Genomic DNA, 15357 nt, shown 5'->3' with positions numbered 1-15357 from the left:
CCGTCAAATCGGTTCGCCTTGATGTACCGCCAGAGCAAGGTTTCGGCACCTGTCATCGTTCGGCGAAGTTGCCTCGCTCTGTTGCGCTGGCGGTCGTTGACGACCGCGTGCGGCATCCTGGGCTACCCCCCTCCCTGACCCTCCCCCACAAGGGGGGAGGGAACGGAGAGACCGTTGTTCGTCGAACCTTAGCAAAACCTGCGCTGAAGCGAGGGGACGCCCTCAAACAAAAATGGCGGCCACATGGGCCGCCATTTGTTTCTGCTGTTCGATCGTTCGCGCGGCTTACGCGACGGCCTTGATCACCTTGCCGACCTTCTCGACGATCTCGCCGATCTGGTCCTCGTTGATGATCAGCGGCGGGGTGAGCGCAAGCGTGTCGCCGGCGATGCGCAGCATCAGGTCGGTGTTGTGGAAGGCGTGCTCCATCGCCTGGTAGCCGCGCTTGCCGACGGCGTCGGGCAGGGCTGCGAGGTCGATGCCGGCGGTCAGGCCGACGGTGCGGATGTCGAGCACGTTGGGCAGGCCCTTCAGCGACATCACGGCGTCGGCCCATTTCGGCTCGATCGCCTTGGCGTGCTCGAACAGCTTCTCGTCGCGATAGATGTTGAGCGTGGCGAGGCCGGCGGCGCAGGCGATCGGGTGCGCCGAGTAGGTGTAGCCGTGGGTGAACTCCACCATGTGCTCCGGGCCGCTCATGAAGGCGTCGTGGATGGTGTCGCGCACCAGCACGCCGCCCATCGGCGCGGCACCGTTGGTGACACCCTTGGCGAAAGTGAGCAGGTCGGGCGTCACGCCATAGCGCTCGGCGGCGAAGGCATGGCCGAGACGGCCGAAGCCGGTGATGACCTCGTCGAAGATCAAGAGGATGCCGTGCTTCTGGGTGATCTCGCGCAGGCGCTTGAGATAGCCCTTCGGCGCCGGGATCACGCCGGTCGAGCCGGCCATCGGCTCGACGATGACGGCGGCAATGGTGTTGGCGCCGTGCAGCGCGACCAGGTTTTCCAGTTCCTCGGCGAAGTGCGCGCCGTATTCCGGCTCGCCCTTGGTGAAGGCCTGCTTCTCGCGGTCATAGGTCGCGGGGATGTGGTCGACGCCGGTCAGCAGGGTGCCGAACAGCTTGCGGTTGTTGACGATGCCGCCGACCGAGGTGCCGCCGAAGCCGACGCCGTGATAGCCGCGGACGCGGCCGATCAGGCGGGTGCGGCTGCCCTGGCCGTTGATCTGGTGGTAGGCGAGCGCCATCTTCAGCGCGGTGTCCGCGGCCTCCGAGCCGGAGTTGCAGAAGAACACGTGGTCGAGCCCGGCGGGCGCGAGGTCGGCGATGCGGTTCGCCAGTTCGAAGGCCTGGGGAATGCCGAACTGGAACGGCGGCGCGTAGTCGAGGGCGGCGGCCTGCTGGCCGATGGCTTCCGCGATCTGGCTGCGGCCATGGCCGGCATTGCAGCACCACATGCCGGCGGCGGCGTCGATGATCTTGCGGCCCTCGACGGTGATGTAGTGCATGTCCTTGGCGCCGGCGAGCATGCGCGGGTTCTTCTTGAACGCGCGGTTCGCGGTGAACGGCATCCAATGCGCGGCAAGATCATTCGGAACGGTGGTGGGGCGGGGGCTCTTGTCCAGCATGGGAACCTCTTCGGACGTTCAAGGCAGAATGGGGCGACGGCGACAGCATGACCCGGAAAGGTGGCAAACCGGTTGCCGGACACTGACCGAAACGGATCGTGCGTGAGGGGCCTGAATGCGCGCGCAGACGTCGTCAGCCGACGATCCGGGCCGTCGCCAAGCTATCAGCTTCGCGAACGGACGGAAATGTCAAAGGTCCGGCGTTGGCGCTGCCCTGGTGAGCGAATTCTGCACAGCGACAGCAGTTTGTGCCGAATCTTGGAAGTCCGCTGCGTCATTTCGCGTCAGCGTGCATCCGGCCGAGTGTCAGACCAGATCGCGCGCGGTGATCCAGAACAACTCGCCCTCGGAATCCTCGGTATCGAGCCACAGCAGCGGCAGGTCCGGGTAGGCGGCTTCGATCTGCGGGCGGTCGCGGCCGACCTCGCACAGCAGGGCGCCTTCGGCCGTCAGATGGTCACGCGCCTCGGCGAGGATGCGGTGGATGATGTCGAGCCCGTCAGGGCCGCCGTCGAAGGCGAGCGCCGGCTCGGCGCGGCATTCCCTGGGAAGGCCGGCCATGCCCTCGGCGTCGACATAGGGCGGGTTGGTGATGATCAAATCGTAGCGGCGCTGGCTGAGCGGCGCGAACAGATCGCCGCGGTGCAGCGAGATGCGCTCGCCGAGATCGTAAGCGGCGACGTTCTTGGCGGCGACGGCGAGCGCATCCTTGGAGATGTCGACGGCGTCGATCACCGCGTTGGGAAAATGGCGGCTGGCCAGGATCGCCAGACACCCGGAGCCGGTGCAGAGGTCCAGAACGCTGTCCACGGCCAAGGGATCGTCGATCAGCGAGGTGCCATCGGCCTCGGCGCCGCCGAAATGCGTCTCCAGCAGCTCACCGATGAAGGAGCGCGGCACGATGACGCGCTCGTCGACATAGAACGGCAGGTCGCGCATGTAGACCTTGTTGACCAGGTAGGCGGCCGGCTTGCGCGTGGTGATTCGGGCCGCGACCAGGTCGAGGATGGTCTTGCCTTCGGCCGCGGTGACCCGCGCGGTGACGAAGCTCTCGAACTGGTCGGGACGCAGGTGCAACGCCTCGCCGATCAAAAAGGCGGCCTCGGAGACCGGATCGGTGGTGCCGTGCGCGAACACCAGGTCGGCGTTCTGGAAGCAGCTCACGGCATAACGCAGGTAGTCGAGCAGCGTGGCGAGCTCGCCGGCATTGACCTTCGGTAGCCTCGGAGCCGCCGTCTTGCGCGGCACAGCCGCCTTCGCCTTCTTTGCCATCACTTCGCCCAGCGCGCCGCGGCGGCATCGTCATGGCTCCTGGCCTCGACCCAGCTGCCGCCGTCCTCGGTTTCCTCGCGCTTCCAGAATGGCGCGTTGGTCTTGAGATAATCCATCAGGAACTCGGCCGCCTCGAACGCCGCCTGGCGGTGGCTCGAGGCGGTCACCACCAGCACGATGTTCTCACCCGGCCGGATCCGGCCGAAGCGATGGATCACGGTGAGACCCTGCAGCGGCCAGCGCGCCATCGCCTGCTCGGCATGGCGCATGATCTCGGCCTCGGCCATTCCCGGATAGTGTTCGAGCGTCAGCGCCGAGATCGGCGTCTCATGGTCGTTGCCGCGGCACAGGCCGGAGAAGCTGACGACGGCGCCGATGTCGGTGCGGTCATGGCTGAGGGCTGCGATCTCGGCGGCGGTGTCGAAATCCTCGTGCTGCACGCGGACGGTGACGATCGCGGTCATGGACGTATCTTCTGTTGCGTCAGCCGCCGGTCATGGGCGGAAAGAACGCGATCTCGCGGGCGCCGGCGATGGCCGTATCCGGCTGAACATGGGTCTGGTCGATCGCGGTGCGGATCACCTTCGGCTTCTCGAACGCGTAGGCATAGCCCTCGCCCTGCGCGGTCAGCCAGTCGATCAGCTCGCTCACGGTGCGCACATCCGCGGGCGGCTCGACGGTTTCCTCGGCCTTGCCGATGCGCTCGCGCACCCAGGCGAAATACTTCACCTTCATCGCGAGTCCTCTTCGATGAGGTGGTGGATGCCGGCGCGGAAATAATCGTAGCCGGTGTAGATCGTGAAGATCGCAGACGCCCACAGCAGCACGATGCCGATCATGGTCACCACCGGAACCACCTGGTCGCCGGCCTCGCCCGCGAGCAGGAAGCCGATCGCGATCAGCTGCATCGTGGTCTTCCATTTGGCGACCTTGGTGACGGGCACGCTGACGCGGAGCGCGGCGAGATATTCGCGCAGGCCCGAGACCAGGATCTCGCGGCACAGGATCACGATCGCGGCCCACAGGGTCCAGCCATGGATGCTGTTATCGGCGGCGAGCATCAGCAGGCAGGAGGCGACCAGCAGCTTGTCGGCGATCGGGTCGAGCATCCGGCCGAACGCCGACTGCTGGTTCCAGATGCGGGCGTAATAGCCGTCGAGATAGTCGGTCACGCCGGCGGCGATGAAGACGGCGACGGCCACCCAGCGCAGCCACAGCGGATAGTCCATGATGGACTGCGCGTAGATGCAGCCGACCACGACCGGTATCGCGGCAATGCGCGTATAGGTCAGGATGTTCGGCAGGGACGTCGACGTCTTGCTGGGCACGCGTGTGGTCGCAATATTCATCCGGTGTACCAATACTGCCGCCGTTCGAACGTCAACCTCCGAGCCGGGCGACTTTGGCAGGATGACGCAGATATGACGCAAATCGCAACGAGGTCTTGAAGAGATAGGAACTCTCCCGCCCCGATACAAAGAGAGCGGTAACGTTTCATTAAGCAACCGCACGCGTGCGCGCCAGTGTGCAGATCGGCTCCGGGCGGCGCGCGCGCCGCCCCCTTTTATTGCGGTGCAATGACAGCAGCGCGACTCCGCGTCAGATCGCCTCGGCCTGATGAACCGCACACCAGTGCGCCTGACGCTCCGCGAACACGCGGTCGCGAACATAGGCCAGCGTCTCCTCGTCGAAGGTCTCGATCACATCGAGGCTGAATGCGCTCTCGCCATGGGTGCTCCAGGCTGCCTGCAGCCCGCCGCGGCGATGGCCGCCCTGGCGCAGGGTGAACCAGAGCCGGTTCTGGATTTTCTCCAGGTCCGGCGCACAGCCGATCCAGCGCGCGCCGGTCGCGGCGCACGTCACGGCATAGATGCCGGCGGGGGTCTTGCGTTCCTTGTAGGCGGCTGCGGCCGCCTTACGCTGATCGGGGGTCATGGTGGGGCTCCGGATTTTCGTCCGGGTGTATATCGGATAATTTTGTCCGGGTAAAATAATTTCTGCGCCCCTCGTGGAATGACGGGTGGCGGAAGACGGGCTCAAGCTGACCGTGGAAACGGGTGGGGCAGCTCCACTCAACTCGCCCCGGTCCGCTCAGCTCGCGTTGCTGTGGAAGTACTCGAAAATCTTCCGCGCACTCTCGGCGCTGACCCCCGGCACCTTGCCGAGATCGGCGATTGAGGCGCGCTCGATCTCCTTCAGGGTGCCGAAGTGATGCAGCAGCGCGCGCTTGCGCGACGGGCCGATGCCGGGGATCTCCTGCAGGCCGGCCTCGCGGATGTCCTTCTTGCGCAGCTTACGGTGCGAGCCGATGACGAAGCGATGCGCCTCGTCGCGCAGGCGCTGGATGAAATACAGCACGGGGTCGCGCGGTTCGAGCTTGATGGCCTCGCGCTCGGGAATGAACAGCGTTTCGCGGCCGGCGTCGCGGTCCGGGCCCTTGGCGACCGACATCAGCGCAACGTTGCTGACGCCGAGCTCAGTGAAGATCTCTCTGACGGCATTGAGCTGGCCGCGGCCGCCGTCGATGATGACGAGATCCGGCCATTGCGGCACATCGTCCTCCTTCGCGGCGCGGGCAACGTCCTTCTCCGACGGCGACACCAGCCGCTTGAAGCGGCGCTGCAGCACCTCCTTCATCATCGCGTAGTCGTCGCCGGGCGTGAGCCCCTCCGACTTGATGTTGAACTTGCGGTACTGGTTCTTCATGAAGCCGTCGGGGCCGGCGACGATCATCGCGCCGACCGCGTTGGTGCCCTGGATGTGGCTGTTGTCGTAGACCTCGATGCGCTTCGGAATCTGAGGCAGAGCGAGCGTCGTGGTCATCGCTTCCAACAGGCGACTCTGCGTCGCGGTGTCGGCGAGCTTGCGGCCAAGTGCCTCGCGCGCATTGGTCAGGGCATGCGTGACGAGGTCCTTCTTCTCGCCGCGCTTCGGGCAGGACACCTCGACCTTGTGCCCGGCCTTGACGCACAGCGCCTCCTCGAGCAGCTCGGCCTCCTCGATCTCGTGCGAGAGCAGGATCAGCTTGGGCGGCGGCTTGTCGTCGTAGAACTGCGACAGGAAGGCGGACAGCACTTCCTCCGGGGTGAACGTCTTCTCGGCGCGCGGGAAGTAGGCGCGGTTGCCCCAGTTCTGTCCGGTGCGGAAGAAGAACACCTCGACGCAGGAGAAGCCGCCTTCCTGGTGAATGGCGAACACGTCGGCTTCCTCGACGGTGCGCGGGTTGATGCCCTGCTGCGAGGAGATCGCCGACAGCGCCGCGAGACGGTCGCGATAGACCGCGGCGGTCTCGAATTCGAGCTCGCCTGACGCCTTCTCCATCTCGGCCGCGAGCAGCGCCTTCACCGCCTGGCTGCGGCCGGACAGGAAATCGGTCGCCTCGCGCACCAGCTCGGTATAGCCGGGGAAGTCGATCTCCTGGGTGCACGGACCGGCGCAGCGGCGGATCTGGTGCAAGAGGCAGGGGCGGGTGCGGCTCTCGAAGAACGAATCGGTGCAGGAGCGAATCAAGAAGGCGCGTTGCAGCGCCGTGATGGTGCGGTTGACGGCGCCGGCCGAGGCGAACGGGCCGAAATAGCGTCCGGGCCGCGACTGCGCGCCGCGATGCTTGAGGATCTGCGGCGCCCAATGGTCGCCGGTGATGAGGATGTAGGGGAACGATTTGTCGTCGCGCAGCTGCACGTTGAAGCGCGGCTTGAGCTGCTTGATCAGGTTGGCTTCGAGCAGCAGCGCCTCGGTCTCCGTGGTGGTCGAGACGATCTCGACGGTCACGGTGGCCGCGATCATGCGCAGGATGCGCGCCGGCAGCGGCGCGTTGGCGCGCGCGTAGGACGACAGCCGCTTTTTGACGTTCTTGGCCTTGCCGACATAGAGCACGTCATGGACCGCGTTCAGCATGCGGTAGACGCCGGGCGAGGTCGGCGCCAGCCGCACCGCGTTCTCGATCGCGGCGTGGCCGATCGCGAGCGGGCCCTCGCCGACGGCCTCCGAAGCTTCTTCGGTCAATTCCGGCAGCCGCCCTTCGTCATCCTCGTCGGCTGCGGAGGAGGCGGGATCGAGATCGGGCGTGTCGATGGCGTCGGGCGGCAGGTCGGCCGTGGCGCCACGCCGGGACGTGGGCGCCGGCGCCTTGGGTGGATCGGATCTGTCGGTGGTCATGTCGTGCAAATTAAGCGTTGGCGGCCGCTCCCGCCAGCGGGCGCAGCCGCCATGCACAGGCCCGCGCGGTAACGCTTCGTTAAGCACATTAATCGACGGGTAACCGGGCTTAACAACGGCTTAACCTAAAACTCTCGATAAATGCTCACGAAAACAGCAGGAGTTCCGTAACCACGCCGGCTCCCCGCACGTTCGTGCGGCGCAGACCCGGCTGGAGACGGCGAGTGGCGTGGAGTGAGTGATGAACAGGTTCTTGGTCGGTGCTGCCGCCGCGGCGGGCTTGGGCGCAGCGGCTCTCGGATCGGTGTCGGCGCAGGCGGCCGATCTCAACTACGGCTACGGGCGGCGCGCGCCCTATACGGTGAACCAGCCGCTCAATGCCTACAGCTGGGCCGGCCCCTATCTCGGCGGCACGCTCGGTTATCAATGGGGCACCGTCGGCAACAACCCGACCAAGCCGTCCGGGCTGATCGGCGGCCTGACCGCGGGCTACAACTGGCAGAACGGCCCGTGGGTGTTCGGTGCGGAGGGCGACATCAATCTGAGTGGCGCCAACGACACCTTCGCGCCGTGGAAGTTCTCGAATCCCTGGTTCGGCACCCTGCGCGGCCGCGCCGGCTATGCCTTCAACAACATCCTGTTCTACGGCACCGGCGGTCTCGCCTTCGGCGGCCTGCGGGCGGAGACCTTCGGCCTGTCGGAGTCGCACACCACGGTGGGCTGGACGCTCGGCGTCGGCACCGAGTTTGGCCTGGCGCAGAACTGGACCGCCAAGATCGAGTATCTCTATGTCGATCTCGACAGCAGCAATTTCGTGATCACGGGGGCGAAGAACGACTATCGGTCTGGATTGATCCGCGCAGGCATCAACTTCCATTTCTGATGGCAAAAACGGGATAGGAAGAAGAAACGTCGAACGACAACCTCCCGGCCGCTCGCGCGGCCGGGATTTTTTTGCAGGCTCACCAGAGGGCATGCGTCATCGCGCGCAGCCTTCGCAGACGGCGCGTGCAAACGCGCTGCGTGCGAGCCGGCCGCGCTGCCGGCAGCTTCTGCCAACGGCTTCCAATCGGAATGCATTGAGGTCGACGCGCCCGCCGCGGCCGGCCGCTCGCAGGCGGCCGTCGCCGAGCAGGCTGCGTCTAAGACGACAGGACCAGGTTCACCGCCTTCGGGCCCTTGCCCTTCTTGTCCGGCTCGACCTCGAAGCTGATACGCTGTCCTTCGGTCAGATCCTTCAGGCCGGCACGCTCGACCGCCGTGATGTGCACGAATACGTCGCGTCCACCGTCGTCCGGCTTGATGAAGCCGTAGCCGCGCTCACCATTGAAGAACTTGACTGTCCCAGTCATGGCCATCGGGAAACTCCTCCCCCGCAATGCTTCCTCCACTGCGCGCCCTGCGCAGTGTCCGACCGGACATCACTTTGATCGGAAAGCGTTGGCCACCTTAACGACCAGCGCTCGCCACGCCGGATCGTCGGATCTTGTTAGGCCTTGATCACCCCGCCGCAACCATTCGCGGAAGCGGAACGTAAAGCCAGTCTTACAATCAGACACAATAATACGGTTCCGCGCCGATTGACTATGGCTTTTCGACCAGTACCGCTTTCAAGCTTTGGGGATGTCCAGCCTGAAGCGTGCGGTACCGCCCTGGCCCAGCGGACGCTGCAGTTCCTGCAGGATGAGCTTGAGCTCATCATGCAATGGCCAGGGCGGATTGACGACCAGCAGCCCGGTCGAGGTCAGCGCCTCGCCTTCGATTTGCGGCGCAACACTGAACTCGATCCGCAGCACCTTGCCCGGCGGCTTGGCCGCGGCTGCGAGCGCAGTGACGCGGTCGGCGAGCTGCTCGGTGGCCCGCCGGCTTTTGGCGGGATACCAGAGCAGGTATATACCAGTCGTCCACTTCGCGAACGCCGCGGCGAAGCGGTCGGCGAGACGCTCGAACTCATCCTTGGCCTCGAATGCCGGATCGATCAGCACCACGCCGCGGCGCTCGTTCGGCGGCACGAAGGCGGGCAGGGCGACCCAGCCGTCGAGATCGACGACGCGGGCCTGGGTGTCGCGGCGCAGCGCATCGATCAGCTGCTTGCGTGGCGCCGGCGCCAGCTCGCACAGCGTCATGCGGTCCTGCGGCCGCAACAGCGCGCGGGCAATCAGCGGCGAGCCGGGATAGGCCTTGAGCTCGCCCGGCGGATTGAACGACCTGATGATGTCCAGATAGGGCGCAACCAGGGCATAGGCCTGGTCCGACAGCCGTGCCTGCAGCAGCCGCGCGATACCGGTCAGGTACTCGCCGCTGCGCGAAGCCTCGTCGCCGGTGAGATCATAGAGGCCGGCGCCGGCATGGGTGTCGATCACACGAAAGGCAGCCGGCTTCTCCTGGAGGTAGACCAGGATGCGTGTCAGCACGATGTGCTTGATGACGTCGGCGAAACCGCCGGCGTGAAAGGCGTGTCGGTAGTTCATGCCGTCCGGGTTACGCCGTTCCGCGTCAAAAGGGTACCCCGTCATTCGCCCGGCCGTAGCCGCGCGAGCGGCTTTGGCAATGCGCCGGCTGATTCGCCGCGGCGCCTAAAGCGCGATGAGATCGGGATGAATCGTCATCGCGCTTAGGTTGTTGTTTGCGCATGATCTTTTCGGAAAACCGCTGCGCCCTTTTCCGGATCATGCTTTAGCCGCCGCGCACCGGCGGCATGTTGACCTCGTCGCGCCGGCAGGCCTGACGGTCGACCTCGTCACAACTGCGGAATTCGAGATCCTTGGACAGGCAGATGCGCACCTCGCTCAGCCGGGTGCGGTTGCAGGTGACGGCAATGGCCGAGGTCGTCAGCTTCGGGTTGGCCTTGATGAAGGCCTCTTCGACGGCCGCCGGTGCCACCGTCTTGGCCTGGGCCAGGTCGAGAAATTCCTCCGGGATCTTGATCGCCGCCCGCGCCTTGCGGATCGCCTCGAAATAGGCCTTCGCCGACAGGCCCGAGCACGTGCCGTGCTTGTCCCATTCGTTATAGATCAGCCCCGGCGCCGGCATCAGGTCGAGCATCGAGGTCATGATGTTGCGGGGCAGGCGCGGCGACGGCTGCTCGCAATATTCGGGATAGCCGGCCTCGTATTGCGGCCACAGCCCGTGCACGACGAAGGAGTAGGGCCGTCCGCTGCATTGCTGCGAGCGGCTGCCGCGGCCGCCGCGCTCCTCGGCCTCGGCACAGAAGGATGGCGACCAGGACAGCGACAGCACGTAGAAGTCGAACGCGCCCGGCGCATTCTGGCGGCGGTCCTGCGCCCCGGCCGGGGCGGCCGCGAGGGCGCCGACCAGCAGAGCGAGGCAGGCAATCGTGTACGAACAAGCAACGGCAGATCGGCGCAGGCAATCGAACATGGCGAACTCCCCGGACTGTTCCAGGAACTTACCAAGCTGATGGAACATTTCAAGAACAAAAACGGCTGCCCGAAGGCAGCCGATGATCACAAGCGTCCCGCCAGTGACGGGCTCGCGCCGGCGGTCGACCGATCATGGCTTGGCAGCGCGGCAGGCCGGATTGAACGCCCAGTTGCGATCGAGACCGACGACGCAGAACTCGACGCCCTGGTCGTAGCCGGCGAAGCCGCCATCCTCGATGATCGAGTAGTTGAGCGTGCGCGCCTTGCCGTCGCTGATCATCACGCTGCCGGTGCAGAAGCGGCGCGGAATGTTGTCGGACTGCCAGGGCCGGAACGCGATCTCGCGGACGTTGGCGACGCCGGTGATCTGCAGCGACGAATTCCAGAAGGTGCTTTCCTTGTCCTGGAATCGCGAGACGATGGTCGGGATGGCCGCCTCGCAAGGCGCGACCCGGCCCTCATATTTCGGGCCTGACAGCCAGAAGTTCATCTCGAGCGGGTTGGCCGCCTGGGCCGGCGCGGTCGCAACGGCGAGCAGCGCGCCGCATGCGGCGCCGAACGTCTTGAAAGCTGTGCTGAAGTCGCGCATGGGCCGTCCGCAAGGCTGATCCGGGAGCGTGGACCGTGCCGCGGCGGCCACAGGAGGTCAAGTGCAACGCGGCAACACTCCACGATTAGTCCTGTTAACGTGAGGCCGGTGTTCTTTTCTTGACCGGACAGGACCTTTAGAATGGCAGGCCAGATCGAGGAGAATGCAATGCGGACGCTGATGGCCGGATTCGTGAAGACTGCAGGCCTCGCGGCCGCTGGGGTGGTGCTGGTCGCCGCCTCCGCCCAGGCCGACGTGGTGCCGCCCTTCAAGGGCAACGACACCGGCGGCATCATCGCCTATCAGCTGGCCCAGACCACGGATGCCCGTCAGCTCGCGGTCGACCACTGCGCCTCCTACGGGAAGGTCGCGAAGTTCCGCGCCGTCGATGCGCGCTACGGCGGCTACGTGTCGTTCTCCTGCCGCTGGGTACCGTACGGCTCGGCGCAGCGGCCGCTGCGGACGCTGTACTGACGTTCCTTCAACTGCCGTTCTCCTAATTGCCATCTTTTGGCGGCATTCGCTCCGGCATCGATCAACGAGCCGGAACGGGGCACATGACCTGCACACGCATCGCTATTGGGCTGTTGGCCTGCTGCCTCCTGGGCGCGACCGCGAGCCATGAGGCTTGGGCCGTCGACCTGCCGGTGCGCAAGGCCGGCCTGTGGGAGCTGAAGATGATCAGATCCGGCGGTCAGCTCCCGGAGGCGACGATGCAGCATTGCACCGACGCGGCGACCGACAAGGAAATGAACAATTTCGCTTCGCCGATGGCGCAGCAGGTCTGCTCCAAGCAGGACATCCAGAAGACGGCGACCGGCTACGTCTCCGATTCGGTCTGCAATTTCGGCGGCATCAATACGACGTCCCATGCCGACATCACCGGCGACTTCAACTCGGCCTATACGGTGAAGACGATGTCGCGCGTGACGGGCGGCGCTGCCGGCACTGGCGTGAAGGACACCGCGATGACGATCGAGGCCAAATGGCTGGGCGCCTGCAAGCCCGACCAGAAGCCCGGCGACATCGTGATGCCCGGCGGCATGAAGATGAACATCAAGGACATGAACAAGCTGAAGGCCCTGATCCCGGGCGTGAAGCAGTAGCCGCGCGCTGGTTGCGTGTGGCGGGCGCGGAGACGTGGGCTGGCGCTCATCAGCGGACACGAAGCACGATCTTCCCGACGTGTCGGCTCGTCTCCATGCGTTCGTGCGCATCGGCTGCCTCCGAGAGGCGATAGGTCCTGTCGATGTGCGGTCGAATGGCCGTTCCGAGAAGGGGCGAGATGCGCTGCCGCAACTCGCTTGCGATGCGGCGTTTGATATCGCGTGAGGTCGAACGGAGAAATGCGCCGGTGATGCTGGCCCGGCGCGCCATCAGGCTGCGCAGCGGCACTCCAAGGTCCTTCCTGCCTCCAGCCGACAGCATGGCGATCCGACCGTCCATCGCGAGCGCCGCGAGGTCCTGCGCGATGTGAGCGCCTGCGGAGGTGTCGAGGATGCAGTCGACCCCGCGCTGTCCCGTCGCCGCGCGGATCTGCTCGGCGAGATCGGGATCGGCATAGTCGAACACGGCGCTGCAGCCGAGGCTGAGTGCCAGGGCGCGTTTCTCTGCGGTGCCGGCGGTGGCAAGAACTGGATGACCCAGCGCGCACAACAGCTGGATCGCGATCGTGCCGACGCCGCTGCTGCCGCCATGGATCAGGGCGGTCTCGCCGGGCACCATGCGCATCAATTCGAAGAAGTTGAACCAGGTCGTGAACAGCGCCTCGGGCAGGGCGGCGCCTTGGATCCAGTCGAGGCCGCTCGGCAAGTTCAGTGCGAGATGCTGATCGGTGGCGACGTATTGAGCGTAGGAGCCGCCGTCGGTCAGTGCCATCACCGTTTCGCCCAGTCGCTCCGGGGGAACGTCGGCGCCGCAGGCCACGATGCGTCCCGAGGCTTCCAGTCCCGGAACGGGATTGGGCTCCCGCGACGGCCCGGCGGCGCGCTGGTTGCAGTCATGACGGTTGATGCCGGCGGCGGCGACCTCGATCAGCACGTCGTCGGGGCCGAGCCGCGGGACCGGCCAGTCCGGCCGTTCCGACAGGACCTCCGGGCCGCCCGGAGCGGTGATGATGACGGCGCGCTGATCGTTCGGAATCATGCCTGGTTGCTCATCGGCTCACTTGCCGACCAGGCTGCATTTGCTGCGGTCGAGCGGACGAAACGCCTGATCGGGGGCGATCTTCGTCACCAGCTTGACGAAGTCCCAGGGGCCCTTCGATTCGGCTGGGGTCTTGACCTGGACCAGATAGAGGTCGTGCACCATGCGCTGGTCGTCGCGAATCTGGCCGTGGTCCGCGTAGGCGTCCGAGACCGGCGTGGCTTTCATCTTCGCCATCACGCTCGCGCCGTCGTCGCTGTCGGCGTCCTTCACCGCCTGCAGATAATGGCGCACGGCCGAATAGACGCCAGCCTGGATCTGTGACGGCATTGCCTTGCGTCGCGCGTAGAACGCGTCGGAGAAGCGGCGAGCGGCGGGGGAAGCATCCTCGAAGAAGCTGGTGACGATCAGATCGCCTTGCGTCGCCTTGAGGCCGATGGATTCGATGTCCACGTTCTGGAACGACATCGGCACGATCTTCATGCCCTGGGCCGCAAGCCCGAACTCCTCGGCCTGCTTGATGGCAGTGGCGTTGTCGCCGGCGACGTTGAGCGCCAGGATCTTGGCGCCGGAGGCCTGGGCCTGCAGCAGGAACGAGCCGTAGTCCGGCGTGCCGAGCTGCGCCTTGACGCTGCCGGCGACGGTGCCGCCGAGCGCGGCGATGCGGGCGCGCGCAGTCGCCTCGACCGAATGGCCGAATGCGTAGTCGCCGGTGATGAAGAACCACGGCTCCTTGCTGGTCTGCATGATGCCCGAGACGACGGCGGTCGCGGTCGAATAGGCGTCGTGCGTCCATTGCACCGAGGTCGGCGCGCACGCCTCGTCGGTGAGCTGGTTGGCGCCGGCCCCAGAAATGAGGAAGATCCTGCCGTTGCTGCGCACCAGCTCCTGCACGCCAAGCGCCGCGCCGGAGCTGCCGCCGTCGGCGATCGCCTGCACGCCGTCCTGCTCGAACCAGCGCCGGGCGATCGCGACCGCGATGTCCGGCTTGTTCTGATGGTCGGCCTGAAGGATTTCGATCGGCCTGCCGTTGATGTTGCCGCCGAATTCTTCCGCGGCCATCCGCGCCGCCTCGACTGAGCCGGGCCCCATCGCCGTCGCGAAGATGCCGGTCATGTCGGTGAGCACGCCGATCCGGATGGCCTTCCCTTTGATGTCCGCCTGCGCGGATGAGCCTGCAAGCAGCAACAGCGCGGCGATGCCGGCCGTGAGACGTCGCGACATGATGATCCTCCCCGGATTCAACGATCTTGTTTGTTATGTGGTGTTTGGTTGCTGCGCCCAGCGGTTGTCCGCGAGGCGGAGACGTCAGGCTGCCGGTTCGGCGGCCACGGGATTGCGCAGCACGCCGATGCCCGAGATCTCGACCTCGACCGTATCGCCGGGCTTCATGAACAGCGGCGGGTTGCGCTTGAAGCCGACACCTCCCGGCGTTCCGGTGACGATCACGTCTCCCGGCAGCAAGGTCATGATCGTCGAGCAGTAGGCGATGAGATCGGGCACGTCGGTGATGAGGAGGTCCGTGGTGGTCCGCTGCACGGTCTCGCCATTGAGGCGGGTCTGCAGCGTCAGCTTGGACGGGTCGGGGATCTCGTCGGCGGTGACCAGCCAGGGGCCGAATGCGCCGGACTGGTCGAAGGTCTTGCCCGACAGGAATTGCGAGGTGTGGCGCTGCCAGTCGCGGATGCTGCCTTCATTGTAGCAGGAATAGCCGGCGATGTGCGCAAGCGCGTTCTCGCGCCGGACGTGCCGGCCGGCTGTCCCGATCACGAGCGCAAGCTCGCCCTCATAGTCGAAATGATCGGAGACGCCGGGGCGAACGATCGGCTGCAGATGTCCGACCTGGCTGGTCGCAAAGCGCGCGAACAGCGCGGGCTTCTCGGTGACCGTCCGTCCGGTCTCGGCGACGTGGTCGCGATAGTTCAGTCCGACGCAGATGATCTTGCCGGGATCGGGGATGACGGGCGCGAAGGCGATCGCATCGAGCGGATAGTCGGGCCGTTCGGAGATGAGCAGCGCGGCGGCGTCGCGAAGCGCATCCGCCTCGAGCAGCGCGCGCAGGCTTTTCGCCGGCAGCCGCCGGCCGAGGTCGACGACACCGTCTCCCTTCACTGCGCCGTACCCCGGGCGCCCGTCGATGACAAAGGAAACCAGCTTCATACGTGACCCCTCTCAGGACAAACG

At 65.8% G+C, this 15357-nt stretch carries 17 protein-coding genes; 3 read left to right on the top strand and 14 right to left on the bottom strand.

Going from position 1 to position 15357, the window contains the following annotated elements:
* Nucleotides 1-285 precede the first annotated feature (285 nt).
* The 7 genes from QXZ94_RS19435 to uvrC form a co-directional block, all read right to left on the bottom strand.
* Nucleotides 286-1626 (bottom strand): aspartate aminotransferase family protein, encoded by a 1341-nt coding sequence (locus QXZ94_RS19435; protein ID WP_315721767.1) that lies wholly within the window; start codon nucleotides 1624-1626, stop codon nucleotides 286-288.
* Nucleotides 1627-1932: 306 nt separating this feature from the next.
* Entirely contained in the window at nucleotides 1933-2898 is a 966-nt protein-coding gene (prmB, locus tag QXZ94_RS19430) for a 50S ribosomal protein L3 N(5)-glutamine methyltransferase (protein WP_315721766.1), read from the bottom strand.
* A complete protein-coding gene (locus QXZ94_RS19425; RefSeq protein ID WP_315721765.1) occupies nucleotides 2898-3362 on the bottom strand; it encodes a molybdenum cofactor biosynthesis protein MoaE in 465 nt (154 codons plus the stop codon). The genes prmB and QXZ94_RS19425 overlap by 1 nt, the downstream gene beginning before the upstream one ends.
* Nucleotides 3363-3381: 19 nt before the next feature.
* Nucleotides 3382-3633, bottom strand: coding sequence for a molybdopterin converting factor subunit 1 (gene moaD, locus QXZ94_RS19420; protein WP_315721764.1), 252 nt, complete (start codon nucleotides 3631-3633; stop codon nucleotides 3382-3384).
* On the bottom strand, nucleotides 3630-4247 hold the full coding sequence (gene pgsA, locus QXZ94_RS19415) for a CDP-diacylglycerol--glycerol-3-phosphate 3-phosphatidyltransferase (RefSeq protein WP_035639482.1): 618 nt from the start codon (nucleotides 4245-4247) through the stop codon (nucleotides 3630-3632). The genes moaD and pgsA overlap by 4 nt, the downstream gene beginning before the upstream one ends.
* Nucleotides 4248-4497: 250 nt before the next feature.
* On the bottom strand, nucleotides 4498-4833 hold the full coding sequence (locus tag QXZ94_RS19410; RefSeq protein WP_315721763.1) for a GIY-YIG nuclease family protein: 336 nt from the start codon (nucleotides 4831-4833) through the stop codon (nucleotides 4498-4500).
* A gap of 156 nt (nucleotides 4834-4989) precedes the next feature.
* The gene (gene uvrC / locus QXZ94_RS19405) at nucleotides 4990-7056 is read right to left on the bottom strand and encodes an excinuclease ABC subunit UvrC (protein ID WP_315721762.1); all 2067 of its coding nucleotides are present in this window, start codon (nucleotides 7054-7056) and stop codon (nucleotides 4990-4992) included.
* Between the two features lie 241 nt (nucleotides 7057-7297).
* Here uvrC and QXZ94_RS19400 point away from each other — a divergent pair, with 241 nt between their 5' ends.
* Nucleotides 7298-7939 (top strand): porin family protein, encoded by a 642-nt coding sequence (locus QXZ94_RS19400; protein ID WP_315721761.1) that lies wholly within the window; start codon nucleotides 7298-7300, stop codon nucleotides 7937-7939.
* A gap of 259 nt (nucleotides 7940-8198) precedes the next feature.
* Here the strand turns inward: QXZ94_RS19400 and QXZ94_RS19395 are convergent, their stop codons facing one another.
* The 4 genes from QXZ94_RS19395 to QXZ94_RS19380 form a co-directional block, all read right to left on the bottom strand.
* Nucleotides 8199-8414 (bottom strand): cold-shock protein, encoded by a 216-nt coding sequence (locus QXZ94_RS19395; protein WP_006612991.1) that lies wholly within the window; start codon nucleotides 8412-8414, stop codon nucleotides 8199-8201.
* A 252-nt stretch (nucleotides 8415-8666) separates the two neighbouring features.
* Nucleotides 8667-9527: a 23S rRNA (adenine(2030)-N(6))-methyltransferase RlmJ gene (locus tag QXZ94_RS19390; protein ID WP_315721760.1), complete on the bottom strand. Its 861-nt coding sequence runs from the start codon at nucleotides 9525-9527 to the stop codon at nucleotides 8667-8669.
* Between the two features lie 205 nt (nucleotides 9528-9732).
* Nucleotides 9733-10437: a ribonuclease T2 gene (locus tag QXZ94_RS19385; protein ID WP_315721759.1), complete on the bottom strand. Its 705-nt coding sequence runs from the start codon at nucleotides 10435-10437 to the stop codon at nucleotides 9733-9735.
* A gap of 132 nt (nucleotides 10438-10569) precedes the next feature.
* The gene (locus tag QXZ94_RS19380) at nucleotides 10570-11028 is read right to left on the bottom strand and encodes a hypothetical protein (protein ID WP_172112437.1); all 459 of its coding nucleotides are present in this window, start codon (nucleotides 11026-11028) and stop codon (nucleotides 10570-10572) included.
* A 168-nt stretch (nucleotides 11029-11196) separates the two neighbouring features.
* Between QXZ94_RS19380 and QXZ94_RS19375 the strand changes: the two genes are divergently transcribed.
* Together QXZ94_RS19375 and QXZ94_RS19370 are read left to right on the top strand one after the other, a co-directional pair.
* Nucleotides 11197-11502 carry a hypothetical protein gene (locus QXZ94_RS19375; RefSeq protein WP_172112519.1) on the top strand — a complete coding sequence of 102 codons (306 nt, stop codon included), beginning with the start codon at nucleotides 11197-11199 and terminating at the stop codon, nucleotides 11500-11502.
* Between the two features lie 83 nt (nucleotides 11503-11585).
* A complete protein-coding gene (locus QXZ94_RS19370; RefSeq protein ID WP_172112436.1) occupies nucleotides 11586-12134 on the top strand; it encodes a DUF3617 domain-containing protein in 549 nt (182 codons plus the stop codon).
* A 49-nt stretch (nucleotides 12135-12183) separates the two neighbouring features.
* Here QXZ94_RS19370 and QXZ94_RS19365 read toward each other — a convergent pair whose 3' ends face one another.
* The 3 genes from QXZ94_RS19365 to QXZ94_RS19355 form a co-directional block, all read right to left on the bottom strand.
* Nucleotides 12184-13173, bottom strand: coding sequence for an NAD(P)H-quinone oxidoreductase (locus tag QXZ94_RS19365; RefSeq protein WP_315721758.1), 990 nt, complete (start codon nucleotides 13171-13173; stop codon nucleotides 12184-12186).
* Nucleotides 13174-13191: 18 nt separating this feature from the next.
* On the bottom strand, nucleotides 13192-14397 hold the full coding sequence (locus QXZ94_RS19360) for an ABC transporter substrate-binding protein (protein ID WP_315721757.1): 1206 nt from the start codon (nucleotides 14395-14397) through the stop codon (nucleotides 13192-13194).
* An 84-nt stretch (nucleotides 14398-14481) separates the two neighbouring features.
* A complete protein-coding gene (locus QXZ94_RS19355; protein ID WP_315721756.1) occupies nucleotides 14482-15333 on the bottom strand; it encodes a fumarylacetoacetate hydrolase family protein in 852 nt (283 codons plus the stop codon).
* Nucleotides 15334-15357: the final 24 nt, after the last annotated feature.

The sequence above is a fragment of the Bradyrhizobium sp. SZCCHNS2022 genome (assembly GCF_032377575.1).
GTDB lineage: Bacteria > Pseudomonadota > Alphaproteobacteria > Rhizobiales > Xanthobacteraceae > Bradyrhizobium > Bradyrhizobium aeschynomenes.
This window is presented reverse-complemented; position numbering and strand designations above follow the sequence as displayed.